Origin of the sequence: Aliiroseovarius pelagivivens (assembly GCF_900302485.1) — a bacterium.
Lineage (GTDB): Bacteria > Pseudomonadota > Alphaproteobacteria > Rhodobacterales > Rhodobacteraceae > Aliiroseovarius > Aliiroseovarius pelagivivens.
Genome location: NZ_OMOI01000001.1, coordinates 1,265,758 through 1,288,811, shown reverse-complemented (window position 1 = coordinate 1,288,811; position 23,054 = coordinate 1,265,758). Strand labels below are relative to the sequence as shown.

The 23,054-nt window shown below is 57.8% G+C and carries 22 protein-coding genes; 10 read left to right on the top strand and 12 right to left on the bottom strand.

The features are described 5' to 3' along the window. Nucleotides 1-3 precede the first annotated feature (3 nt). From ALP8811_RS06310 to iscR, 4 genes are all read right to left on the bottom strand, one after another. A complete protein-coding gene (locus tag ALP8811_RS06310; protein WP_108856292.1) occupies nucleotides 4-315 on the bottom strand; it encodes a heavy metal-binding domain-containing protein in 312 nt (103 codons plus the stop codon). Continuing rightward, nucleotides 312-1,835, bottom strand: coding sequence for a Fe-S cluster assembly protein SufB (sufB, locus tag ALP8811_RS06305; protein WP_108856291.1), 1,524 nt, complete (start codon nucleotides 1,833-1,835; stop codon nucleotides 312-314). The genes ALP8811_RS06310 and sufB overlap by 4 nt, the downstream gene beginning before the upstream one ends. 26 nt (nucleotides 1,836-1,861) lie before the next feature. After that, a complete protein-coding gene (locus tag ALP8811_RS06300) occupies nucleotides 1,862-2,905 on the bottom strand; it encodes a cysteine desulfurase family protein (protein ID WP_108856290.1) in 1,044 nt (347 codons plus the stop codon). A 66-nt stretch (nucleotides 2,906-2,971) separates the two neighbouring features. After that, on the bottom strand, nucleotides 2,972-3,433 hold the full coding sequence (iscR, locus tag ALP8811_RS06295) for a Fe-S cluster assembly transcriptional regulator IscR (RefSeq protein WP_108856289.1): 462 nt from the start codon (nucleotides 3,431-3,433) through the stop codon (nucleotides 2,972-2,974). Between the two features lie 187 nt (nucleotides 3,434-3,620). Here iscR and ALP8811_RS06290 point away from each other — a divergent pair, with 187 nt between their 5' ends. The 3 genes from ALP8811_RS06290 to ALP8811_RS06280 all read left to right on the top strand — a co-directional run bounded on the left by ALP8811_RS06290 (nucleotide 3,621) and on the right by ALP8811_RS06280 (nucleotide 5,368). Next, a complete protein-coding gene (locus tag ALP8811_RS06290) occupies nucleotides 3,621-4,274 on the top strand; it encodes an alpha/beta hydrolase (protein WP_108856288.1) in 654 nt (217 codons plus the stop codon). Between the two features lie 7 nt (nucleotides 4,275-4,281). Then, a complete protein-coding gene (locus ALP8811_RS06285) occupies nucleotides 4,282-4,503 on the top strand; it encodes a hypothetical protein (RefSeq protein WP_108856287.1) in 222 nt (73 codons plus the stop codon). Between the two features lie 286 nt (nucleotides 4,504-4,789). Beyond that, on the top strand, nucleotides 4,790-5,368 hold the full coding sequence (locus ALP8811_RS06280) for a hypothetical protein (protein ID WP_108856286.1): 579 nt from the start codon (nucleotides 4,790-4,792) through the stop codon (nucleotides 5,366-5,368). A 94-nt stretch (nucleotides 5,369-5,462) separates the two neighbouring features. On the opposite strand, the gene ALP8811_RS06275 is transcribed toward ALP8811_RS06280, so the two are convergent. From ALP8811_RS06275 to ctaA, 3 genes are all read right to left on the bottom strand, one after another. Beyond that, a complete protein-coding gene (locus tag ALP8811_RS06275) occupies nucleotides 5,463-6,074 on the bottom strand; it encodes a transglutaminase-like cysteine peptidase (RefSeq protein ID WP_108856285.1) in 612 nt (203 codons plus the stop codon). A gap of 284 nt (nucleotides 6,075-6,358) precedes the next feature. Beyond that, the gene (locus tag ALP8811_RS06270; RefSeq protein WP_108856284.1) at nucleotides 6,359-7,837 is read right to left on the bottom strand and encodes a carboxypeptidase M32; all 1,479 of its coding nucleotides are present in this window, start codon (nucleotides 7,835-7,837) and stop codon (nucleotides 6,359-6,361) included. A 2-nt stretch (nucleotides 7,838-7,839) separates the two neighbouring features. Then, nucleotides 7,840-8,988 carry a heme A synthase gene (gene ctaA / locus ALP8811_RS06265; protein ID WP_108856283.1) on the bottom strand — a complete coding sequence of 383 codons (1,149 nt, stop codon included), beginning with the start codon at nucleotides 8,986-8,988 and terminating at the stop codon, nucleotides 7,840-7,842. A gap of 196 nt (nucleotides 8,989-9,184) precedes the next feature. On the opposite strand from ctaA, the gene gyrA reads away from it, so the two are divergent. The 4 genes from gyrA to gluQRS all read left to right on the top strand — a co-directional run bounded on the left by gyrA (nucleotide 9,185) and on the right by gluQRS (nucleotide 15,017). Next, nucleotides 9,185-11,911 carry a DNA gyrase subunit A gene (gyrA, locus tag ALP8811_RS06260; RefSeq protein WP_181363697.1) on the top strand — a complete coding sequence of 909 codons (2,727 nt, stop codon included), beginning with the start codon at nucleotides 9,185-9,187 and terminating at the stop codon, nucleotides 11,909-11,911. A gap of 122 nt (nucleotides 11,912-12,033) precedes the next feature. Beyond that, on the top strand, nucleotides 12,034-12,426 hold the full coding sequence (locus ALP8811_RS06255) for a VOC family protein (protein ID WP_108856282.1): 393 nt from the start codon (nucleotides 12,034-12,036) through the stop codon (nucleotides 12,424-12,426). 367 nt (nucleotides 12,427-12,793) lie between these two features. Next, nucleotides 12,794-14,140 carry a methylenetetrahydrofolate--tRNA-(uracil(54)-C(5))-methyltransferase (FADH(2)-oxidizing) TrmFO gene (trmFO, locus tag ALP8811_RS06250; RefSeq protein WP_108857459.1) on the top strand — a complete coding sequence of 449 codons (1,347 nt, stop codon included), beginning with the start codon at nucleotides 12,794-12,796 and terminating at the stop codon, nucleotides 14,138-14,140. Nucleotides 14,141-14,153: 13 nt separating this feature from the next. Further along, a complete protein-coding gene (gluQRS, locus tag ALP8811_RS06245) occupies nucleotides 14,154-15,017 on the top strand; it encodes a tRNA glutamyl-Q(34) synthetase GluQRS (RefSeq protein ID WP_108856281.1) in 864 nt (287 codons plus the stop codon). A gap of 64 nt (nucleotides 15,018-15,081) precedes the next feature. On the opposite strand, the gene hisI is transcribed toward gluQRS, so the two are convergent. Further along, entirely contained in the window at nucleotides 15,082-15,441 is a 360-nt protein-coding gene (hisI, locus tag ALP8811_RS06240) for a phosphoribosyl-AMP cyclohydrolase (protein ID WP_108856280.1), read from the bottom strand. A 70-nt stretch (nucleotides 15,442-15,511) separates the two neighbouring features. Here hisI and ALP8811_RS06235 point away from each other — a divergent pair, with 70 nt between their 5' ends. Next, nucleotides 15,512-15,955, top strand: a complete 444-nt coding sequence (locus tag ALP8811_RS06235) for an iron-sulfur cluster assembly scaffold protein (RefSeq protein ID WP_108856279.1) — start codon at nucleotides 15,512-15,514, stop codon at nucleotides 15,953-15,955. Nucleotides 15,956-16,156: 201 nt separating this feature from the next. Here ALP8811_RS06235 and ALP8811_RS16495 read toward each other — a convergent pair whose 3' ends face one another. The 3 genes from ALP8811_RS16495 to ligA all read right to left on the bottom strand — a co-directional run bounded on the left by ALP8811_RS16495 (nucleotide 16,157) and on the right by ligA (nucleotide 20,632). Continuing rightward, complete coding sequence (locus ALP8811_RS16495) at nucleotides 16,157-16,279, bottom strand: hypothetical protein (RefSeq protein ID WP_281260697.1); 123 nt, start codon at nucleotides 16,277-16,279, stop codon at nucleotides 16,157-16,159. 133 nt (nucleotides 16,280-16,412) lie between these two features. After that, on the bottom strand, nucleotides 16,413-18,503 hold the full coding sequence (recG, locus tag ALP8811_RS06230) for an ATP-dependent DNA helicase RecG (protein WP_108856278.1): 2,091 nt from the start codon (nucleotides 18,501-18,503) through the stop codon (nucleotides 16,413-16,415). Beyond that, the gene (gene ligA / locus ALP8811_RS06225; protein ID WP_108856277.1) at nucleotides 18,503-20,632 is read right to left on the bottom strand and encodes an NAD-dependent DNA ligase LigA; all 2,130 of its coding nucleotides are present in this window, start codon (nucleotides 20,630-20,632) and stop codon (nucleotides 18,503-18,505) included. The genes recG and ligA overlap by 1 nt, the downstream gene beginning before the upstream one ends. 212 nt (nucleotides 20,633-20,844) lie before the next feature. Between ligA and ALP8811_RS06220 the strand changes: the two genes are divergently transcribed. Then, on the top strand, nucleotides 20,845-21,591 hold the full coding sequence (locus ALP8811_RS06220) for a DUF502 domain-containing protein (protein WP_108856276.1): 747 nt from the start codon (nucleotides 20,845-20,847) through the stop codon (nucleotides 21,589-21,591). Continuing rightward, nucleotides 21,588-22,217: a LysE/ArgO family amino acid transporter gene (locus ALP8811_RS06215; RefSeq protein ID WP_108856275.1), complete on the top strand. Its 630-nt coding sequence runs from the start codon at nucleotides 21,588-21,590 to the stop codon at nucleotides 22,215-22,217. The genes ALP8811_RS06220 and ALP8811_RS06215 overlap by 4 nt, the downstream gene beginning before the upstream one ends. Before the next feature lie 41 nt (nucleotides 22,218-22,258). Here the strand turns inward: ALP8811_RS06215 and ALP8811_RS06210 are convergent, their stop codons facing one another. After that, nucleotides 22,259-23,032, bottom strand: coding sequence for a 3-hydroxybutyrate dehydrogenase (locus tag ALP8811_RS06210; RefSeq protein WP_108857458.1), 774 nt, complete (start codon nucleotides 23,030-23,032; stop codon nucleotides 22,259-22,261). Nucleotides 23,033-23,054: the final 22 nt, after the last annotated feature.

The following is a 23,054-nucleotide window of genomic DNA, read 5'->3' as shown; positions in this document are numbered from 1 at the left end:
TCCTTACGAAACAGTGACAGCCGTGCCCGAGGCCGACACCATCAACATGTTGTTTATCACTTCATAGTCGAGGTCCACGCCCACGACCGCATTGGCGCCCATTTGGGTCGCTTGTTCTTCCATCTCCGCCAAGGCCGTCCGACGCGCCTTGCCAAGCTCAACCTCATATGCGCCTGAACGCCCACCTACGATGTCGCGCACCTGCGCAAACAAATCGCGGAAAATATTGGCGCCCAGAATGGCTTCGCCCGTGACGATGCCGTGATAGGTTGCAATGGACTGGCCTTCGACGGATGGGGTCGTGGTGATGATCATCCAACCGACCCTTCAAGCGAGATCGCCACAAGCTGTTGCGCTTCCATGGCAAATTCCATCGGCAGGGCTTGCAGCACTTCCTTGGCAAAGCCGTTGACGATCAGGGCCACGGCCTCTTCTTCGTCCATGCCCCGCTGGCGGCAATAGAACATCTGTTCTTCGTCCACCTTGGATGTGGTTGCCTCGTGCTCAACGCGGGATGAGTTGTTCTTCACCTCGATATAGGGAACCGTGTGCGCCCCGCACTGGTCGCCGATCAGCAAACTGTCACACTGCGTATAGTTGCGAGAGTTTTTGGCTTTCGGGTGCATCGACACAAGACCACGATAGGTGTTCTGCGCCTTACCCGCCGAGATCCCCTTGGACACGATGCGCGATTTCGTATCACGGCCCAGATGCACCATCTTTGTGCCGGTATCGGCCTGCTGATAGTTGTTGGTGATCGCGATCGAGTAAAACTCGCCCTGGCTTTCGGCTCCGCGCAGGATGCAGGACGGGTATTTCCACGTCACCGCTGATCCGGTTTCCACCTGCGTCCACATCACTTTCGAGCGGTCGCCACGGCAATCCGCACGCTTCGTCACGAAGTTATAGATGCCACCCTTGCCGTTTTCATCACCGGGGAACCAGTTCTGAACGGTCGAGTATTTCACTTCGGCGTCTTCTTCGATGATGATCTCAACCACGGCGGCGTGCAGCTGGGCGGTGTCACGCTGCGGCGCGGTACAGCCTTCCAAATAGCTGACATAGCTGCCTTTATCGGCGATGATCAGCGTACGTTCGAACTGGCCGGTGTTTTCCGCGTTGATACGGAAATAGGTCGACAGCTCCATCGGGCAGCGCGTGTTGGGCGGGATGTAAACGAACGATCCGTCCGAGAACACGGCCGAGTTCAGCGTCGCATAGTAGTTGTCCGAGACCGGCACGACCGAGCCCAGGTACTTTTTCACCAGCTCCGGATGCTCTTTAATCGCTTCCGAGATCGAGCAGAAAATTACGCCCGCCTCTTTTAGCTCTTTTTGGAAGGTGGTGCCGACCGACACACTGTCAAACACAGCGTCCACGGCGACCTTGCGGCCTTCTGCGGGCATATCCTCGGCGCCTTCGACGCCGGCTAGGATCATCTGCTCTTTCAGCGGAATGCCCAGTTTCTTGTATGTTTCCAGAAGCTTGGGATCTACATCATCAAGCGACTTGGGCTTTTCTTCCATCGACTTGGGACGGGCATAATAATACTGGTCCTGAAAATCGATTTCCGGATAGTTCAGCAGCGCCCAGCTCGGCTCGTCCAGCTTTTCCCAGCGCGCGAACGCCTCGAGACGCCATTCGGTCATCCACTCGGGTTCGTCGTTCTTGTCTGAGATCAGCCGGACGATATCGGGGTTCACGCCTTTGGGGGCGTATTCCATCTCGATCTCGGTTTCCCAGCCGTATTTATAGGCCCCGGCAAGCGATTTTACCGCTTCTACGGTTTCCTCTTCAACGCCTTCCTTGGCGATCAGTTCATCCACACCGGCCACTTTTTGTCCTTTCAATCCGCAGGGGACTAACGTCCACGCGTGCGGAATTTCTCATGTTCGCGAAGCCAGGCCTGTGCAAAAGCCCGGACTTCCGTCTCACTTGTCAAAGGTCCAAGCGAGACGCGCAAAGCGCATCCCGCGTGTTCCTGATCAAATCCCATTGCCGCCAAGGCAGCGCTGGTTTTTACCTTCCCAGATGAACAGGCCGAACCTGCGGAAACCGCAAATCCGGCCAGGTCCATCACCATCACCTGTGTCTCACCTTTCCAGCCCGGAGAGACGATACACGATGTGTTGGGAAGCCTGTTCGCGTCTTTCCCGACAAAAATAGTCTTATTCGCCGATTCCGCAATGGTGTTTTCTAGAATCTTTCTAAGTTTCTCGACCTTTGACCAGGTGCCTGCCTCCAAATCTCTCTGAGCGGCGACTGCAGCGGCTGCAAAACCTGCGATTCCGATGACGTTCTCGGTTCCAGAGCGGCGGCCCATTTCCTGCCCGCCTCCTTTGATCCGCGCTTCTATCTCTGTGCCGCGCTTGACGATCAGGGCACCTACGCCTTTTGGTCCGCCCAGCTTATGGGCCGATACGATGGCCATATCTGCCCCGCACCAATTGAAGGCAAATGGGATTTTACCAAAGGCCTGCGTGGCGTCAGTCATCAGCAACCCTGCGGGCAGTTTCTGAATGATCCCGGTTTCTGAATTGGCAAGCTGTAGGGTACTGCCTGCGGGATCTGGAACACTCACGGCACCTTGTCCGTCAATCACCAGTTCTTCGTTGCACCATGACCGAACAGCATCATGTTCGATCCCCGCGCAGGACAGATCACGCCCTGCAAGCGCAAGCGCGGCTGCCTCGGTTGCCGATGAGGTAAAGATGATATCCGCCCCTTCGGCCCCTAGCGCCGCCGCCAGATCCTTGCGCGCACGTTCGATCAGCCCTTTCGCAGCACGGCCCTCGGCATGAACCGAAGACGGGTTGCCCACAAGCTCCATCGCCTCGATCATCGCGGCCTTGGCCTCGGCCCGCAAAGGCGTTGTGGCGTTCCAATCCAGATAGACGCGGCTCACCGGCGCCCTCCTTTGTATTTTCTTGTTACTGATATCTTCGCCGAGGGCATCCTATCCACCCGACGGTTAGTCTTCGTCCACCACAGAAAACAGCGTGGGCACAGCGGGGCATGGGGTGAGTTCGTTCCGCACCACATCCGACAGGCGGGTTTGGTGCAAGAACACATAAACATGGGCCGAGAGCCCTTCCCACAGGCGATTGGTCATAGATTGCGCACGCGAGCCCGAGGACGCGCCGGATGCGCCTGCCCCTTTGTGCATGGCCGAAACGGTTTCATCCACCGCCTCGAGAATTTCGGAAACGCGAATATCCGATGCCGAACGGGCCAGCTTGTAACCTCCACCCGGTCCACGGACACTATCCACCAGCCCTGCGCGTCGCAGTTTGACAAAAAGCTGCTCCAGATAGGGAAGGGAAATATCCTGCCGTTTGGCCAGATCGGTCAGCGACAGAAGCGCGCCGTCGTCCTGCATCGCCAGATCCGCCAGCGCAACCATTGCATATCGGCCTTTTGTGGACAGCTTCATACCGTTCCCCCTGCAAAAACATTGACCTTTTCGGCCCCGACCACTAGGTCACTTAGGACTGGTGACAGCGCGGCCAACCCCCGTTCGGATCACCTACTCCGTATTATGGTGCGGGTCAGCCAGCGTCAAGAAAACCGGTTTCCGGACCGCTGCTGCCCCAAACAAACGAAAAAGAGGCCCAGACCAGATGCCCGAAGTGATTTTTGCAGGCCCCGAGGGCCGACTTGAAGGCCGTTATCACGCTCAGAAAGAAAAAGACGCCCCCATCGCCATCATTCTGCATCCGCATCCGCAATTCGGCGGCACGATGAACAACAAGGTCGTCTATAACCTGCACTATGCGTTCCACAACATGGGCTTCAACGTGCTGCGCTTCAACTTCCGTGGCGTCGGCCGTAGCCAAGGTGAATATGATCAGGGCGTCGGTGAACTGTCCGATGCAGCCTCGGCGTTGGATTACCTGCAGTCGATGAACCAGAACGCCAAGCATTGCTGGGTTGCCGGGTTCTCGTTCGGGGCATGGATTGGCATGCAGCTGCTGATGCGCCGCCCAGAAATTACCGGCTTCGTGTCGGTAAGCCCGCCCGCGAATATGTACGACTTCAGCTTCCTGGCACCCTGCCCCAGCTCGGGTCTGATCATCAACGGCACCGCAGACCGCGTGGCTCCGCCTGCTGACACGCATACGCTGGTCAACAAGCTGCATGAACAGAAGGGCATCACCGTCACCCATGAAGAAATTCCAGGGTCGGGTCACTTCTTCGAAGATGATCACATGGATACGATGATCACGCATGTCGACGAATATGTCCGTCGTCGTCTGACCGAGACCACGCGCTGAGGCCGACATGGATCTTCTGGAGCAAGTCGCCGACAAGTTGGCACAAGAAGTTCTTGATGCCACGCGGATGACCGGAAATGACGCATTGGTGGATGAGGTTAAGAAAACCATCGGTGCGTCTTCCACCACTTTGGAAGAGGCATTCATGACCGCCGTGCGCATCCGTCGCGCGGAAGCCCGAGGACGTGATGCCCTGCGCCGGTTATTGAAAAACGAGAAACTGGACTAGATGCGATCTGAGTGAATCAGACGCGTCTTTTCTTCCTGTTTTGCATCAAAAATCCCCTATCTCAGATAGAGGTCGTGTTCCCGTTTCTCCCCATCAGGTCAAACGCCTCAATCTGCAGCAAGAATTTTCCCCATACTTTTGGTTGCTTAGCCGCAATTCGGACACAATTGGCACTCAATTGTGGCCATTTTGAGATATCTGTGACAGACTAAATATTATTTGGCTAAAGTTAGTGTCTTTTTTTGACCAACGAATTTGTGAAGCAGAAGTTTAAGAGGGGTGAAAAATGCTTAAACGTAAGACAGCGCTGGCCGCGCTTGCAATGGCCGGTGTGGTCTGGGGGGGATCCACGCAGATCGCACAAGCTCAGAGTACCTGTAATTTGGCGACGGCGAAGCTTTCGCTTGAAACCGAGGTTCTCTGTGAATGTAAAGTCGTAACGTCGCAAATGCTGCGGTATATTCAGCGTCAGGACGAGTTCCTGAATGTTCTGGCAAATGTAACGCAAGAGTGCCCGGCCTTTGCCAACGCACTGAACGCACTTCCGACGGCGACAACCTTTGTCGAACGCATTTTACATCGCGACAAAGATGGCGGCGGACCATTTGAGGTTCCAACTTCCCCGCCCACTAAACCACCTACGAATACTGGTGGCGGCGGTGGCGGTGAAAATCCGAATCCAGAACCCGGCGGTGGCGGTGAAAATCCAACTCCTGGCGGTGACAACCCCACTCCTGGTGGCGGTGAGAACCCCACTCCTGGAGGAGGTGAAAACCCTGGTCCTGAGGGTTGCAGCGGCGGCGGATCCGTCGAAGGTGGTGGCCTTAAAGCAAGGTCCGCGTCTCGCGAGGGCTGCGCCAGTTAATCCACCTTCAGCCTAAACAAAGAAGGGCGCATCCAATTGGTGCGCCCTTTTCGTTTGTCTGCTTGGTTTTTCAAGCAGCCAGTTTCAGATCAGGTCAACCACCTGCAATGACATTCACCCAGCGCGATGGTCGTTTAGGGTCCTGCATCCGCAAGAAAACATAGCGTGTGTCACGCCAGTTCCGAATGGAATTGGTAACGTTGTCCAGAACCATATCACCCTCATCAGTGCGCACGATAAGGACAGCATGTGGGCGACGGCTGCGGTCCAGTACAGTCGCGATCAGCAACCGTTGCGGGTCGATCCCCTTCCCGATCAATGCTCGTTTCTTTGCCAACGCATAGTCTTCGCAATCACCACCACGGCTGGTGGGCATAGCCCAGCGTTCGGCCTCGCCATACTGTTGGCTGTCTTCGATCGCCGGAGTCGATCGATTAATCTGCGAGTTCACCGTACGGACAACCTGCATTTGCCCCTGAGTGACAACACCACTAGAGGTCCCGCGTGCGCAAGCCCAGCTATAGGTGGAACACAGGCGTTGCGCACCAGGAGGAGCGGCCCCCTGTCCACGTACTTTCAGGAAATCAGATCCGCTAGCGAATCCATCAATCGGGGCGGCAAAGCTTGCCAAGGCGGCCAACACGGCGGCGCCTACGATTTTGCGTCCAGGTATACGAATATTGCCTAGACCAGAGAGCGTGGTCATCCAAGAACCTCCATCGATCGCGAAACTAAAGGCACAAACATTTACAATTCGTGTCCTTGGCGTCAGCGACCAAAGTTGCCCCCCTCAGGCAAATTCGACCATGAACATAACCAATGACCAAATCCACAGTTACTTGCGCACTTACTGCAACATTTTTGCGACTGGGACCAAACGCACACACCCTCTACGCGCATAAATCCGCCGACCTGCTCCAAACATGGCAGCAGGATATAACTCGCGAACAGGGTAAAGAATCGAGTCCATTCCCCCCTGGCGGGATTGTGTCAGCGGAAATAGATGCCTTCGAACTTGTCTTCGAGATAGCGAAGCAGCGGCTCGACCGAGACAGGTTTGCCAGTGGCATGCTCGATCGTCTCGCGGGGAGTACGCAGACTTCCATGTTGTTGCAGCTTGTCGGTCAACCAAGCGGTCGCATAGGTCGCGTCCCCCTGCCCCAACTTTGCGTCAAGCTTTGGCAGGTCCTCGCGAAGGGCATCATACAGACATCCAGCATAGATATTGCCAAGCGCATAGGTCGGAAAATACCCGAACAGGCCAACGGACCAATGCACATCCTGCAACACGCCGTTCGAAGCCTTATCGACCTTGTATCCGAAATCGGCTGCAAACCGTTCGTTCCACGCCGTCTCAAGATCTGCCACGTCCAGCTGGCCACCGATCAGGCGACGTTCCAGATCGAAGCGCAGCATAATGTGCAAGTTGTACTGAACCTCGTCCGCCTCGGTGCGGATAAAGCCCTTCTGAAGCCGGTTCACCATCCGATAGAACGCATCCGCATCTGATGCAGGTGTCTTTCCGAACCGCTTTTCCATCTGGTCAAACAACCATCCAGTAAAGGCGCGCGAACGGCCCATCTGGTTCTCATAGATGCGCGATTGGCTTTCATGCACACCCATCGACGCCCCGCGCCCAATGGGCGTCAGCAGATAGGCGGTGTCGATGTTTTGTTCGTAACAGGCGTGCCCGACCTCGTGGATCGTGGAATAGAAGCAGTTGAACGGGTCCTCTTCCGAGGTGCGCGTCGTGATGCGCACATCCAGGCCCGAACCCGAGCTGAACGGATGCACCGCCTTGTCGATACGCCCGTGGGTCAGGTCATAGCCAAAGGTTTTCGCCAGCTTCGTAGACTGTTTCAGCTGCTTCTTTTCGGCCCAGTTACCTACAAGAATTTCAGGCTGGTTAGCGGCCCCCAACGCCTTGTCGCGCAGCGTCACCAAACGCGGGCGCATCGCATCAAACAAGGTTTGGATGTCACCACCCGTGATGCCCGGTTCATAGTCGTCCAGCAGCGCATCATACAAATCGCCACCATCGGCAAGCGCACTGGCTTCCTCGCGGCGCAGTTTGACGACCTCTTCCAAAACCGGTCTGAACGCTGCGAAATCATCTGCCCCCCGCGCTTCGGCCCATTTGCCCTGCGCGGCCGAGGTTACACGGGCCAGCTCTGCCGCCAGCGCCACAGGCACCTTCGCAGCACGGTCGCGCGCACGGCGGATTTCGCGGATCTGAGCACGCCCGGCGTCGTCCAGAGCCCCTTCGTCGATAGCCTCCAGCCAATCGCCAATACGCGGATCGTTGCGGCGGCCATGCAGCACCTTTTCAAGCGCGGCCATTTCTTCAGCACGTTGCGGCCCTGCCCCTTCGGGCATCACCGTTTCCTGATCCCAACCCAATCGTCCTGCAACCTCGCCCAAAGCTTGAGTGTCGCGGGCAAATTCCATCAGTTCGTCAAAGGCGCTCATGATCAGCTCCGGATGCTTTGTTCAGTTGGATAGCCCGCAAGGAAACGGGCGTTCAGGACCAAAACCCAAACCAGCATCGCGCCGATCTGGTGGGTGAGCGCTACATGCAAGGGCGAGGCCTGCAGAACAGTTGTAATACCAAGAACCGCCTGCGCGCCAATCATCAAGCAGGCCAAGGTAAAGCCCGTACGCACCATCTGGTTGCCCGACTTACGCGAGACGCGCCAAACGACGACGGCAAAGATGACAAGCACATAGCCCACAATCCGGTGCATGAATTGCACAAGGCCGGCATTTTCAAAGAAGTTGCGCCAGATCGGTGTGATGTCGAATGCCTCGGGTGGGAAGAACTGATCGCCCATCCACGGCCAATCCACAAAAGACCGCCCGGCATCGATACCGGCCACCAAAGCCCCCAGCAGGATTTGCAGGAAGGCCAGATGTAACAGCCCGGTGCCCATGCCAAACAGCTTACGCTCGCGCAGGCGGCGGGCAGCCATCAGGCTGGCCTCTTTCCGGCCCAAAAGCAGCACGTACCATGAAATGAAGCCCAAGATGATGAAAGCTAGCCCCAGATGCACCGCCAAACGGTACGAGGCCACATCCACGCGGTCCCCCGTCAGACCCGAGGACACCATCCACCAGCCAATCGCCCCTTGAAGCCCGCCAAGCGCGCCCAGAAACAACAAGCGGCCTGTCCAGCCATTTGGGATCTTGCGAGCGGCCAGAAAACCGAAGAACCCAACCGCCCAGACAAGACCAATGAAACGCCCCAGCTGGCGGTGGCCCCATTCCCACCAATAGATTGATTTGAACGCCTCAAGATCCATATGGCTGTTTTGCAGCTTGAACTCGGGGATTTCCTGATACTTGGCGAACTCGGCTTCCCACGCGGCCTGATCCATCGGAGGCATCGCCCCGGTGATCGGCGCCCATTCCGTGATCGACAGACCAGAATCGGTCAAACGTGTCAGACCGCCCACGACGACCATGACGGCCACCATTGCGAACAGGATCATTAGCCAAACACGAATGGCTCCACGCGCGCCGCCGCCGCCCGATCCACGCTCGATTGCGCCGGTCTTTGGAACATCGCGCACCTCGGGTGTGGCGTCGCTGACTTCCTCGAAAATGCTACGGGGCTTGGACATCTGGATCTCCGTTTCGCGTTTGCGCGATAATGGCCTTAGCCGCGGGGAAAGCCAAGGGGCCAAAGGGCGAGAAATTACGCAAAAAACTGCCCTCAGAACGCATCAGGCAGCCCCTTTTGGTTGCCCCCAGATCAGGCGTTCTGCTAAGGTGGCGTGACCTATATATAGTGTGAAACGCACCAAAACGGCGGACAACGTGACAGATACCCCTGATACCCCGGAAAACATGGACGACATGCCCCAGCGCCCCGTCTATGACGGCCCCCAGATTTCCATCGAAGAGGAAATGAAAAGCTCGTATCTCGACTACGCAATGAGCGTGATCGTGAGCCGCGCCATCCCGGATCTGCGCGACGGTCTGAAGCCGGTACACCGCCGCATCTTGTATGCGATGTACGAGACCAATAACGGTCACGACAAACCCTATCGCAAGTCGGCCCGTCCGGTCGGCGACACGATGGGTAAGTATCACCCGCACGGTGACTCAGCCATCTATGACGCGCTTGTTCGGATGGCGCAGCCATTCTCCATGTCGCTGCCGCTTCTGGATGGTCAGGGTAACTTTGGCTCGATGGACGGCGATAACCCGGCGGCCATGCGTTACACCGAAGTGCGGATGGATAAGCCTGCTGCCTCACTGCTGGCAGACATTGAAAAAGACACGGTTAATTTTCAGGACAACTATGACGGCAAAGACCTTGAGCCGACCGTCCTGCCCGCCCGCTTCCCCAACATGCTGGTCAACGGCGCTGGTGGGATCGCGGTCGGTATGGCCACGAACATCCCGCCGCATAACCTGGGCGAGGTGATTGAGGCGACTTTGGCATTGATCGAGGATCCGGATCTGACCTCGGAAGGGCTGATGGAATACGTCCCCGGCCCCGATTTCCCCACTGGCGGGATCATGTTGGGCCGGACTGGTGCGCGCAAAGCCTATCTTGAAGGCCGTGGCAGCGTCATCATGCGCGCCAAGACGCGGATCGAAGAAATCCGTAAAGACCGCTATGCGATCGTTCTGGACGAGATCCCCTATCAGGTAAACAAAGCCACCTTGGTAGAGCGCATCGCCGAGGGCGTGCGCGACAAAAAGCTCGAAGGCATTTCGGCCGTGCAGGACGAAAGCGACCGGATTGGGGTTCGTGTTGTCGTCGAGCTGAAACGCGATGCGACGCCAGAAGTCGTCTTGAACCAGCTGTTCCGCCACACCCAGATGCAAACCTCGTTCGGGTGCAACATGCTTGCACTGAATGGTGGTCGTCCTGAACAACTGACGCTGCGCGATTTCCTGAGCCATTTCATCACCTTCCGCGAGGAAGTTGTGACACGCCGCACGGCATATGATCTGCGCAAAGCACGCGAACGCAGCCATGTCCTCTGCGGCCTGGCAGTAGCCGTTTCCAACGTGGACGAAGTCGTCGCGACGATCAGATCATCGGCCGACCCCGCGGATGCGCGCGCAAAACTGATGTCCCGTCGCTGGCCGGCCCATGACATCGCGGAATACATCCAGTTGATTGACGATCCGACCCACAAGATGAACGAGGACGGCACCTATAACCTGTCCGAGACACAGGCCCGCGCCATTTTGGAACTGCGCCTGCAACGTCTGACCGCCATGGGTGTGAAAGAAGTCACAGATGAACTTCAAGAACTTGCCGCAAAGATCCGGGATTACTTGGATATTCTGCGATCGCGTGAGCGGATTATGTCCATCATCTCGGACGAATTGGTCGAGGTAAAAGACGCCTTCGCAGTACCGCGCCGCACTCAGATCGTGGACTGGTCGGGCGATATGGACGACGAAGATCTGATCGAGCGCGAGGATATGGTGGTGACCATCACCGCCTCGGGCTGGGCCAAACGTACGCCGCTTGCCGATTTCCGCGCGCAAAAGCGTGGCGGCAAAGGGCTGTCGGGTATGCAGACCAAAGACGAAGACGTGATTACCACGCTGTTCGTCGCCAATACGCATACTCAACTGCTGTTCTTCACCGATGACGGCATGGCCTACAAGCTGAAAACCTGGCGCCTCCCCCAAGGGGGCCGGACCGCCAAGGGTAAGCCGCTGGTGAACATCCTGCCGATCCCGACCGGCGTGTCGATTGCCGCCATTCTGCCCGTGGATCGCGACGAGAAAGAATGGGACGACCTTCAAATCGTGTTTGCCACGTCCAAAGGCTCGGTCCGTCGTAACCGCCTGTCGGATTTCACCAATGTGAAGTCGAACGGTAAGATCGCGATGAAATTCGAAGGCGACGATGAAGGCACCCGCCTGATCAACGCTCGTATTTGCGACGAAAATGACGACGTGATGCTGGTGACCTCTGGCGGGCGGGCCATCCGCTTCCCAGTCACAGATGTCCGTGTGTTCAACTCGCGCTCATCAACTGGTGTACGCGGCATCAAACTGGTGAATGAAGGAGACGAGGTCGTCTCGGCCTCGGTCATCAGCCACTTCGATGCCACCCCGGACGAACGAAACGCCTTTATCAAGCGCTTCCGCGCCGAATTTGGCAGCGACTCCGACGACGAGGCCGGCGAAGAAGCGTCCGGAGATCTGGGCGAGGATCGCTATCAGGACATGCTGACCGCCAATGACCTGCTGGTCACGATCAACAAAGGCGGCATCGGCAACCTGACATCCAGCCATGATTACCGCGTCAGCGGCCGTGGTGGTCAGGGTGTGGGCGCCATGAAAGGCGGCGACATTGTGGCCTGCTTCCCGATCGAGATCGCTGATCAGATTATGCTGGCAACCTCGAAAGGCCAGTCGATCCGCTGCCCCGTAAACGGGATCAGCTTCCGGTCGCGTAGTGCGGGCGGTGTGAAGGTCTTCAACACTGGTAAAGGCGAAGTGGTCGTATCGGTTGCGCGGATTGTCGAATCCTCGGACGAGGATGAAGATGCTGATACCACCGAGTAATCGGATACCTGACTGATGTAATCTACAGCGTCGCATGTATTGCGGCGCTGTTTTTTCATCGACTGTCCCTATAATGCAGGTTCTATCGTACTAACACCGGACTGCACAACTGGACCTTTCTCATGACCAACTGCCTCGCACTCGTCACCTTTCTGACCGACGACTATGACAAGGCCATCGCGTGGTTCCAGACCGCACTTGGCTTTGTATTGCTGGAAGATTCCGACATGGGCGGGGGCAAACGGTGGGTGCGCATGGCCCCCTATCCCAAGTCAGAGACAGCATTTCTGATTGCGAAAGCCATTGGAAATCAGGCCGACAGCATTGGGCGTCAAGCGGGCGGACGCGTGGGGCATTTCCTGTTTACGGATGATTTCGACGGAATGATTGCACGGATGCAAAGCGCCAGCGTGGTATTTCGCGAATCCCCGCGTAACGAGCCCTATGGGAAGGTCGTTGTCTTCGAAGATCTACACGGAAATCCGTGGGATTTGATGCAACCTGCCAAGACATAAAGCATCACCTCTATTGGATGTATGCTGGCGTAAATAATCTGCCACAAATTGTTTTACCTCACAATTCCGCCACTCATTTTCATATTTTTGCCCCATTTGCCCATATATTGACTTCAACTCTAACGCGCCAACCAAGACCAACGAACAACTTCACATTCGACCAGAATACGGGTGTTTGATTGCCTTTCCGCAATCTTGAAACCCTCGATCTGTTCTGAAGCAAATCCTTTCTGATCCACCCCACCCCAAAGATCAGGAAGGGCGTCCCCGATTACCGGGGCACGGGTGAATTTCCCCTCACCCGGAAAAGCTCGCCATTCCCCATGGCGGGCTTTTCTTTTTCCGGATGATGCCCTATCTGCGGGGCATGACAGACAAGACTTTACATATCGTTGGCGGCGGAATGGCCGGATCGGAAGCGGCCTGGCAGGCCTCGCATATGGGTGTGGACGTGGTTTTGCACGAGATGCGTCCACAGGTTGAAACATTCGCCCACCAAACTGGCGATTTTGCGGAGATGGTGTGCTCGAATTCGTTCCGGTCGGATGATGATGAACAGAACGCTGTTGGACTTCTGCATTGGGAGATGCGCGAAGCCGGCGGGTTGATCATGCAGATGGCCGACCAGAACCGCCTGCCTGCTGGCGGCGCGCTGGCCGTTGACCGCGACGCCTTCAGCGCCGCTGTGACCGAGAAACTGCGCGCCCGTGACAATATCCGCGTGGAATATGGCGAAGTGTCTGATTTGCCGACTGACGGTAACTGGATCTTTGCAACCGGTCCTCTGACCTCTCCCGCCTTGGGCGAGGCGATTGCCCGTGAAACCGGCACCGATCGGTTGGCCTTTTTCGACGCCATCGCCCCCATCGTCTATGCCGATACGATCAATATGGATGTGGCATGGGCACAGTCCCGTTATGACAAAGGCGAGACCGAGGAAGAACGCAAAGCCTATCTGAACTGCCCGATGACCAAGGACCAGTACGAAGCCTTCATCGACGCGCTTCTGGCCGCCGACAAGACCGAGTTTCACGAGGGTGAAACCGCCACCTATTTCGACGGCTGCCTGCCGATCGAGGTGATGGCCGAACGCGGCCGCGAGACCTTGCGTTTTGGTCCGATGAAGCCGGTCGGCCTGACCAACGATCATGACCCAGAAAACAAACCCTATGCTGTGGTGCAGTTGCGCCGCGACAACGCTTTGGGGACGCTGTTCAACATCGTAGGCTTCCAGACCAAGATGAAATACGGCGCGCAGGCTGAGGTGTTCAAAATGATCCCCGGCCTGGAGGACGCCTCTTTTGCGCGCTTGGGCGGCATCCACCGCAACACGTTTATGAACTCACCCACACTTCTGGATAACCAGATGCGCCTGAAGTCACGTCCGAATTTGCGTTTTGCAGGGCAGGTTACCGGGGTTGAAGGCTATGTGGAAAGCGCAGCTATGGGTCTGCTCGCCGGACGTCTGGCGGCAGCCGAGATCCTAGGGCACGACCTGCCCACCGTGCCGCAAGACACCGCTATGGGCGCGCTGATCCACCACATCACCGGCGGCGCCGAAGCCAAGACTTTCCAGCCGATGAACGTGAATTTCGGCTTGTTCCGCCCTGTCGACGGGCTGAAAGGCGGACGTCGCGGACGCAAGGATCGTTACAAAGCCTATACCGACCGCGCCAAAGAAGAGTGGTCGGACTGGCTGGCGAACTTCTCGTAAGGACTGCGCGCAAATGACTGATTTCATAACCAGATTTGCGCCCAGCCCTACCGGCCCTTTGCATCTGGGCCACGCCTATTCCGCGCTTCTGGCCCATGACATGGCACGTGCCGCAGGTGGCAAGTACCTGCTGCGTATTGAAGACATCGACCGCACCCGCTCCCGCCCAGAATGGGAAGAGCAAATCTATGACGATCTGACTTGGCTGGGCATCACTTGGGACGAGGCCCCAACGCGCCAGTCAGACCGGCTGTCAGTATACAAGAAGACATTACGCGCCCTCTGGGGCCGTGGTTTGCTGTTTCCCTGCTCTTGCACCCGCCGCGACATCACCGCCGCCGCCAGTGCCCCGCAAGAAGGCACGGAACCCGCTTTCGGTCCTGATGGGCTGATCTATCCGGGCACCTGCCGCGCGAGGACCGACCGAAGCCAAAGCTTCCCAGAAGGAGAAGCCCTTCGCTTGGACATGCAGGACGCGCTCAGCACCGCGAACCAATCAGAGTTCTGCTACACCGAGCAATCATCAGGGCAAGATGAAACCCTCTGCTCACCAGCCCGCAACTTTGTACAGGAGGTCGGAGACATCGTCCTGTCGCGTCGAGATTTCCTGGGCTCCTACCACCTATCCGTCGTGCTGGACGATGCAGCCCAAGGCATCTCCCATGTGGTGCGCGGCAAAGACATCCAACCCGCGACGCAAATCCACGTCCTGCTGCAAAACCTTTTGGGCCTACCCACGCCGATCTACCACCACCATCGCTTGATCCGTGATGAAAACGGCAAGCGCCTTGCCAAACGGGACGACGCCCGCGCCATTGCAACCTATCGCGCCGAGGGTAGAACCCCCGACGACATCCGCCGAATGGTCGGGCTCTAACCCTTCATTTTCTTACCTAAAATATCCTGCGGGGGTCTGGGGGTGCAAAATCCCCGGCGCGACATCAGGTCATCGGCGCCATCAGCTCGACTTCTTCCCCGTCCCGCACAGCCGTATAGAAACAGGTCCGCCGGTTAGTGTGACAGGCCGCACCCGTCTGACGGATCCGCACCAGCAAGCAATCCTTGTCACAGTCGAACCGGAAATCCACCAGCTCCTGCACATGGCCCGAGGTCTCGCCCTTGATCCAGAAAGATTGACGCGAACGCGACCAATAGGTGACACGACGCGTCTCAAGCGTCATCTCCACTGCCTCAAGGTTCATCCACGCCATCATCAAAACCTCGCCGGTTTCGTCATCCTGCGCGATGGCCGGGATCAGGCCCTTGTCGTCAAACTTCAGCTTGCTCGCATCAAACTTCATGGCCCGTCCTTTTCTTTCCGGTACTGCGCTTCTATGTAGAGCGGATCAACGCCCGACGAAAGGCCCGGACATGAGCGATACTGACCTGATCAAGCTTTATTCAAAGCAGATCCTGTCCTTGGCGGCGTCCATCCCGCACCAAGCCCCGCTGGACGCGCCTCAGGGTGAGGCCAAAGTGCGCTCACCATTGTGCGGGTCGACTGTGACGGCGTCGGTGTCCCTCGACGATGACCGCATCTCGGGCTTTTCGCAGAACGTCAAAGCCTGTGCGCTGGGACAGGCATCTGCGTCGATCTTGGGCAAAGTAATCATCGGCTTGGACCGTCCAACCTTGGAGCGTGGCCGCACTGAACTGACAGCTATGCTGAAAGATGCAGGTCCCGTGCCGTCTTCCCCCTTCGACGGCTACGAGGTTCTGCAGCCCGCGCGCGAGTTCAAAAACCGCCATGCATCGATCCTTCTGGGCTTTGACGCTACGATTGAGGCGTTCGACGACGCAAAAGCCAAAGCATAAAAAAACCGCCGCGCTCCTGGCAGGGAGGCGGCGGAAGTGATGCGGTTCAGGTCATCCAATTGGCGTCGGGAAGAGGCAAACATTCCGACAGGCAGGTGACGGGCGGTACTCCGTCGAATGCATCGTGAAGGCTTCGGGACAGAAGGCTTCGTTGGGACATGATGCTGGATCAGACCATCCGCAGGCAGAAACTGTGTGGGATCAAATCATCCCGGGCAGATGCAGCGCACCCAAAAGCAGTACAAGCAAGGAAATCGCCCCAAGCGTATCCGAGACAATCGTGGCCGAGGATCGGGACAATGCGATTTTGACATCGTTCAACATGGGGTTACTCCTGCTCTCTGTCTTTGTGGGCAGTGTGTGTCACTGCATCCGTGTTGCTATTTTGTTCGCATATCACGGAACGTTTTGTAAAGAACTTTTTAAGAACATTTGTGAACTTTTGAGAACAAAAGTGCTAACCCACTGAAATCAAACGGATCGCTTCGTCCTGCCGCATGAGCCATAGAAGAACACGCGCTGCATGCCCCCTCGGGGTGCTCAGATCGGGGTCCTGCTGCAGCAACAGGCGCGCGTCTTTTTGGGCCACGGCCATCAATCCTGCCTGATGTTCCAGATCCGCGACCCAGAACCGCGGCAGCCCCGATTGCGCGGTGCCCAGCACATCACCTGCCCCGCGCATTTCCAAGTCTGCCTCGGAAATCACGAACCCGTCTTCCGTATCGCGCATCACCGACAGGCGTTTTTCACCGCCCTCGGTCAGCGGGGCCTGATACATCAACAAGCAGGTCGAGGCCGCCTGCCCGCGCCCGACCCGTCCGCGCAACTGGTGCAGCTGCGCCAGCCCGAAATGCTCGGCCCGTTCAATCACCATGATCGAGGCATTGGGCACGTCCACACCAACTTCGATCACCGTAGTCGCAACCAAAAGCTTGGTCTTGCCTGCCACGAAATCCGCCATCGCGGCGTCTTTCTCGGCCACAGGCATTTGGCCATGCACCATGCCCACGACACCCTCGCCCAGCTCAGCGCGCAGATGTTTGAACCGCTCTTCAGCGGCGGTCATATCCATGACCTCGCTTTCCTCAACCAACGGACACACCCAATAACACTGCGCCCCGTCCGCGATGGCCCCGCGAAGCCGTTCCACAACTTCCTCCAGCCGCCCAGTGTTGATCAGTACCGTTTTGATCGGTTTGCGTCCCGGCGGTTTTTCGTCCAGCACCGAGACATCCATGTCGCCATATTGCGCCAAGGCAAGGCTGCGGGGGATCGGCGTGGCGGTCATCACCAACACGTCCGAGGCCGCGCCTTTTGCCCCCAGCTCCATCCGTTGGGAGACGCCAAAGCGGTGTTGTTCGTCTACCACAGCAAGGCGAAGGTCATGAAATGCCACGTCTTTCTGGAATACCGCGTGGGTTCCAACCAGAATATGAACATCACCGGCCTTGAGCGCCTCAAGCTTGCGCCGCCGTTCCGCGCCCTTGTCACGCCCCGTCAGGATCTCAACCACCACGCCAGCTTCGTCTGCCAGTGGGCGCAGTCCTTCCAGATGCTGGCGAGCCAAGATCTCGGTCGGGGCCATCATCACGCCCTGCCCGCCTGCTTCGACCGCGACCAGCAAAGACAGAAGCGCAACCAGTGTCTTTCCCGCGCCCACATCCCCCTGCAACAGTCGGTTCATTCGGGTCCCTGCGGCCATATCTGCCGCGATTTCCTCGACCGCGCGAGATTGGGCGCCAGTGGGGGTGTACGGCAGAGCGCCCAGCACCTTGTCGCGCAGCGCGCCGGTTCCGATGCTGACACGTCCCTTGCCACGACGCACCGTCGCACGGGCCAGCGCCAATGTCAGTTGATGCGCGAAAAATTCATCATAGGCCAACCGGCGACGTGCTACAGACTGCGGCGACAGGTCATCCGGCCCTTCGGGTGTATGAGCGTCGCGCAGGGCCTCGTGCCAATCTGGCCAGTGTTCACGGGTTTTCAGCGCCGGGTCGACCCATTCTTGCAGCATCGGCAAGCGGATCAGAATGTCGCCAACACCCTTGATAACCGTCTTGCCGGTGACGCCCGCTGTCAGACGGTAAACGGGTTCGAAATCGGGGATCAGCCCCGCCTCGGCCGGGGGCAGGATGAAATCAGGATGCACGATCTGTGCACGTCCGTCGAAGTGTTCAACCTTGCCCGAGATCACACGCTTCGCCCCGACCGGAAGCTGTTGTTCAAGCCATCGCGTATTGGCGTGAAAGAACACCAGTTCGAACGTCGTCAGGGGGTCCGAGACCTCGACCCTGTAAGGCGCGCTCTTTGACCGTCCGGGACGATGCGGACCAACCTCGATCTCGACCGTGGCCATATCACCCGGCTGAACCTCGGTGACCGAGGCGCGGAACTTGCGGTCGATCCCTGCATGGGGCAACCAGAGCAACAGGTCACGCGGCAACGTTATCCCAAGCGTTTCCAATGACTTGGCAGTCTTCGGCCCGATCCCGCCCAGCGTCTCCAGCTTGGCGAACAAAGGGAACAGGATTTCAGGCCGGGTGGACATCAGGCGTCTCCGATCAGCTCAAGCCAGCCATCTTCGTCGATGGTTTCGACCCCCAGATCGGCGGCTTTTTTGGCCTTCGACCCCGCCCCCGGCCCGGCAACCAAAAGGTCCGTCTTGCCGGAAACCGACCCCGAGACCTTAGCCCCAAGGGATTCAGCCCGGGCCTTGGCTTCCGCGCGGGTCATCTTCTCGAGCGTGCCGGTGAAAACGACCACCTTGCCCGCGACCGGGCTGTCATCGGATTTCGGGGCTTCGACGGGTTGTATATCCAGTTCGGCCACCAGACGGTCGATCGAGGCGCGTTCACGCTCTTGCGCGAAGGCTGCAACCAGTGATCCGGCCATTACTGCGCCGACCCCATCAATGGACACCAGATCGTCCCATTCGGGTGTGTCGGGCTTGGCTGCGGTCACCGCAGTTTCGAACGCATCCCATGTGCCATGTTGGCGGGCCAACAAATTGCCTGCGCTTTCACCTACATGACGAATGCCAAGCGCAAAAATAACTTTATTTAAAGGGATTACACGCCGTTCTTCAATTGCCTGAAATAGCTTTTCGGCACTTTTCTCACCCCAACCATCACGGTTCTTCAGCCGTGCCAATTGCCCCGCATCACGGGTTCTCAGCGTGAAGATGTCGGCGGGTTCACGGATCGGTAGGACCTCGTCGTGATAAAACATCTCGACTTGTTTAGCCCCCAACCCGTCGATGTCAAACGCGCCGCGGGACACAAAATGCTTCAGCTTTTCAACTGCCTGCGCTGGGCAAATGATACCGCCCGTGCAGCGGCGCACTGCGTCGCCTTCATCGCGGATCGCATCCGACCCGCATTCCGGGCATTCACTGGGAAAGGCAAAGACCACGGCGCTTTCAGGCCGCTTCGACAGGTCCACGTCCGAAATCTTGGGGATCACATCACCCGCGCGATAGACTTCGACCCAATCGCCGACCCGGATGTCCTTGCCACCCCGGATTTCAGCACCGGAATTGTCGCGTCCGGCGATGTAGTCTTCATTGTGCAGGGTCGCGTTCGACACAACCACACCCCCGACTGTGACAGGCGTCAGGCGCGCGACCGGCGACAAAGCCCCTGTGCGGCCCACCTGAATGTCGATGGCCTCAAGCCGCGTCCACGCCTTTTCGGCAGGAAACTTATGCGCAATCGCCCAACGCGGCGTGGTCGAGCGAAAGCCAAGCCGCGCCTGAAGCGCAAGGTCGTCCACTTTGTACACCACCCCGTCAATGTCATAGCCCAGCGTGGCGCGCTGCGCTTCGATGCGGCGATAATGGGCTAGAAGCTCTTGAAGATCGGTAAACTTTTGGGTCAGCGGGTTGGTCTGGAAGCCTAGCGCGGCCAGACGCTCCACCGCGCCCATCTGGGTCTCGGCCAACGGTGCTGACAGCGCGCCCCAAGCATAGGCAAAAAAGCGCAGCGGGCGATCGGCTGTGATCGAGGCATCCAGCTGGCGCAACGATCCCGCCGCCGCGTTGCGCGGATTGGCAAAGCTCTTGCCGCCCCGCGCCGTGTAACGCGCGTTCAGGTCGGTGAAATCCTCGTGGGACATATACACTTCGCCCCGCACCTCAAGCACCTCGGGCGCACCTTTAAGAACTTGCGGTATGTCTTTGATAGTTCGCGCATTGTCGGTGACATTTTCGCCCACAGACCCATCGCCACGGGTCACCGCATGGACCAACTTTCCGTGTTCATATCGGATCGACAAGGACAGACCGTCAATCTTCGGCTCGGCGGTCAGCGCCAGCGCGGCGTTATCGCCCAAACCTAGGAATGACCGAATGCGCCCGACAAATTCAGCAACATCCTCATCGCTGAACGCATTTCCCAAGGACAGCATGCGCACCTCATGCGCGATCTTGCCAAACCCGTCCGAGGGCGCAGCGCCCACTTGGTCCGAGGCACTGTTTGCGTGTTTCAGCTGGGGAAACCGGTTCTCGATCTCGGCATTCCGGCGCTTGGCCGCGTCATAATCTGCGTCCGAAATCTCGGGCGCATCTTTGCCGTGATAGGCCAGATTGGCAGCAGCCAAAAGCGCGGACAGGCGGGCAAGTTCATCCATTGCCTGTGCTTCGGTCAGGTCTGATACAGCGATTTGGCTGGGCGCGGTCATCGGGGGTCGGCTACTTTCTGATTGGGTCACTTAAGAAAGTGATAGGCGTATCTGTAACAGCACGTCCAGCCCCAACCGGTGCACCTTACGCCTAAGCCCCTGAAAATACCTGCTTCACCGAGCAACTAACAGGGCAAATTGACGTTACGGCTATTGCCGATTTCTCCCCAAGCACATAAGTTTTGCGCAAGAAGAAGCGGGAACCCACCTTCATGAACGAATTGGACGACCATCACAGGCGCAAGTGGCGCCCCTTTACCGGTCTGCGCAATAACTTCCTTGCGGGCCTTGTGGTCGTGGTTCCTATCGCCATCACCATGTGGATGATCTGGACCTTCGTGGGCTGGATCGACAGCTGGGTTTTGCCCTTTGTGCCCGCCGCCTATCAACCTGACGCTCTGATCGATTGGCTGTTTGGCGACAGCACGTGGTTCAAGATGCTGTTTGGCGAAGATGTGCGTGTGAATGTGCGTGGCCTGGGTGTGGTTGTATTTCTGATTTTCACCGTGCTTGTGGGCTGGGTCGCTAAGGGTTTGATTGGCCGGTCTTTCCTGTCTTGGGGTGAGGGTCTTGTGGACCGCATGCCAGTCGTGCGGTCGCTCTATAACGGGCTGAAACAAATCGCCGAGACCGTCTTCAGCCAGTCGACCGACACCAAGTTCGACAAGGCCTGCTTGGTGGAATACCCACGCAAGGGGATCTGGGCGATTGCCTTCATCTCGACCAAGGCGAAGGGCGAAGTCGACAAACGTATCCCGGTGAATGAGGATATCATCTCGGTCTTTCTGCCGACCACGCCGAACCCGACCTCGGGTTTTTTGCTGTTCGTGCCGCGCCATTCAGTGATCGAACTGGATATGTCTGTCGAAGATGCGGCTAAGCTGGTGATTTCGGCTGGGCTTGTCTATCCGAACTCCAAAGACCCAAGCCTGCCACCCGAGACGCCAGACAACTCATGAGCATTACCCCTGCCCTGACTGGCTTTGCCACCGGGTTCTCCCTGATCCTTGCGATTGGAGCGCAGAACGCCTTTGTCTTGCGACAAGGGCTGATGAAAAAACATGTCTTCTGGCTGTGTCTGTTCTGCGCTGCCTCGGACGCGTTCCTGATCGCCGCAGGCGTGGCCGGATTTGGCGCCTTGGTCGAGGCGATGCCATCGCTGCCGACAGTCATGGCGTTGGCCGGTGCAGCCTTCCTGATCATCTATGGCCTGATGCGCTTCATGGCCGCGTGGAAAGGCGACTATACGATGGAGATCGCGGGGCAATCGCGTGGGCTTTGGGCCACTTTGGCGATTGCGGCGGCTTTCACGTGGGCCAATCCCCATGTCTATCTGGACACGCTAGGTCTGATCGGCGCGATCTCGACGTCGTATCCTGACTGGCCCACGCGGGTCACCTTCGGCGCGGGGGCTGTGATTTCCAGCTTCGTCTTTTTCTTTTCTCTGGGCTACGGCGCACGCTTTCTGGCCCCTGTCATGCAAAAACCCGCCTCGTGGCGGGTTCTTGACGTGATCATTGGCCTGGTAATGTGGGCGATCGCCGCAAAGCTGTTGCTGGGTGTGACGAACGGCACGCTACACTAAATACGCCCCGTTCTGATCGCTCGCTTCGACGATGCTATATCTTAAAGAGCCGTCCAGCCCCCATCGACCGAGATCGTTGTCCCCGTGATCTGCGCTGCTGCGTCCGAACACAGGAAGGTTGCTGTACCGCCCATCTGTTCGACCGTCGCGAAATCCTTCGAGGGCTGGCGGGCAAGCATCACCTCGCGCACAACCTGATCGCGGTCCATGCCATGAGTTTTCATCTGGTCCGGGATCTGGCTTTCAACCAGCGGGGTCAGCACGTAGCCGGGACAAATCGCATTCGCGGTGATCGGATCCTCGGCGGTTTCCAACGCCACGGTCTTGGTCAGCCCGACAACGCCGTGCTTCGCGGCGATATAGGCGGATTTATATGGCGAGGCTGTCAGACCATGCGCCGACGCGATGTTGATCACGCGGCCCCAGCCATTCGCCCGCATCTGCGGCACGGCGACAGCCGTTGTGTGGAAAGCCGAGCTGAGATTGATCGCAATGATCGCGTTCCATTTGTCGATCGGAAACTCCTCGACCGGCGCCACGTGTTGAATGCCCGCATTGTTCACCAGAATGTCACAGCGCCCTGCCTTCTCGACCAGCGCACGGCATTCCTCGGCACTGGACATATCAGCCTGGATATAACGTGCGGTCACGCCGAACTCCTGAGCAATGGCGTCGGCAATGGCATGGTCATCCGCCGAATCGGTGAACGAGTTCAGAACAACATCTGCGCCTGCGCGCGCCAGTTCCTTGGCAACCCCAAGCCCGATGCCCGAGTTTGATCCGGTAACAACGGCTGTTTTGCCTTCCAGTGACATTGTGATGGCCATATTTGGTTTC

Excerpts from the sequence above, each read along its gene's own strand:
- ALP8811_RS06310 (WP_108856292.1), bottom strand. The coding sequence starts at position 315 with ATGATCATCACCACGACCCCATCCGTCGAAGGCCAGTCCATTGCAACC.
- iscR (WP_108856289.1), bottom strand. The coding sequence starts at position 3,433 with ATGAAGCTGTCCACAAAAGGCCGATATGCAATGGTTGCGCTGGCGGAT.
- ALP8811_RS06290 (WP_108856288.1), top strand. The coding sequence starts at position 3,621 with ATGCCCGAAGTGATTTTTGCAGGCCCCGAGGGCCGACTTGAAGGCCGT.
- ALP8811_RS06285 (WP_108856287.1), top strand. The coding sequence starts at position 4,282 with ATGGATCTTCTGGAGCAAGTCGCCGACAAGTTGGCACAAGAAGTTCTT.
- ALP8811_RS06280 (WP_108856286.1), top strand. The coding sequence starts at position 4,790 with ATGCTTAAACGTAAGACAGCGCTGGCCGCGCTTGCAATGGCCGGTGTG.
- ALP8811_RS06275 (WP_108856285.1), bottom strand. The coding sequence starts at position 6,074 with ATGACCACGCTCTCTGGTCTAGGCAATATTCGTATACCTGGACGCAAA.
- ALP8811_RS06270 (WP_108856284.1), bottom strand. The coding sequence starts at position 7,837 with ATGAGCGCCTTTGACGAACTGATGGAATTTGCCCGCGACACTCAAGCT.
- ctaA (WP_108856283.1), bottom strand. The coding sequence starts at position 8,988 with ATGTCCAAGCCCCGTAGCATTTTCGAGGAAGTCAGCGACGCCACACCC.
- ALP8811_RS06255 (WP_108856282.1), top strand. The coding sequence starts at position 12,034 with ATGACCAACTGCCTCGCACTCGTCACCTTTCTGACCGACGACTATGAC.
- trmFO (WP_108857459.1), top strand. The coding sequence starts at position 12,794 with ATGACAGACAAGACTTTACATATCGTTGGCGGCGGAATGGCCGGATCG.
- gluQRS (WP_108856281.1), top strand. The coding sequence starts at position 14,154 with ATGACTGATTTCATAACCAGATTTGCGCCCAGCCCTACCGGCCCTTTG.
- hisI (WP_108856280.1), bottom strand. The coding sequence starts at position 15,441 with ATGAAGTTTGATGCGAGCAAGCTGAAGTTTGACGACAAGGGCCTGATC.
- ALP8811_RS06235 (WP_108856279.1), top strand. The coding sequence starts at position 15,512 with ATGAGCGATACTGACCTGATCAAGCTTTATTCAAAGCAGATCCTGTCC.
- ALP8811_RS16495 (WP_281260697.1), bottom strand. The coding sequence starts at position 16,279 with ATGTTGAACGATGTCAAAATCGCATTGTCCCGATCCTCGGCCACGATT.
- recG (WP_108856278.1), bottom strand. The coding sequence starts at position 18,503 with ATGTCCACCCGGCCTGAAATCCTGTTCCCTTTGTTCGCCAAGCTGGAG.
- ligA (WP_108856277.1), bottom strand. The coding sequence starts at position 20,632 with ATGACCGCGCCCAGCCAAATCGCTGTATCAGACCTGACCGAAGCACAG.
- ALP8811_RS06220 (WP_108856276.1), top strand. The coding sequence starts at position 20,845 with ATGAACGAATTGGACGACCATCACAGGCGCAAGTGGCGCCCCTTTACC.
- ALP8811_RS06215 (WP_108856275.1), top strand. The coding sequence starts at position 21,588 with ATGAGCATTACCCCTGCCCTGACTGGCTTTGCCACCGGGTTCTCCCTG.
- ALP8811_RS06210 (WP_108857458.1), bottom strand. The coding sequence starts at position 23,032 with ATGTCACTGGAAGGCAAAACAGCCGTTGTTACCGGATCAAACTCGGGC.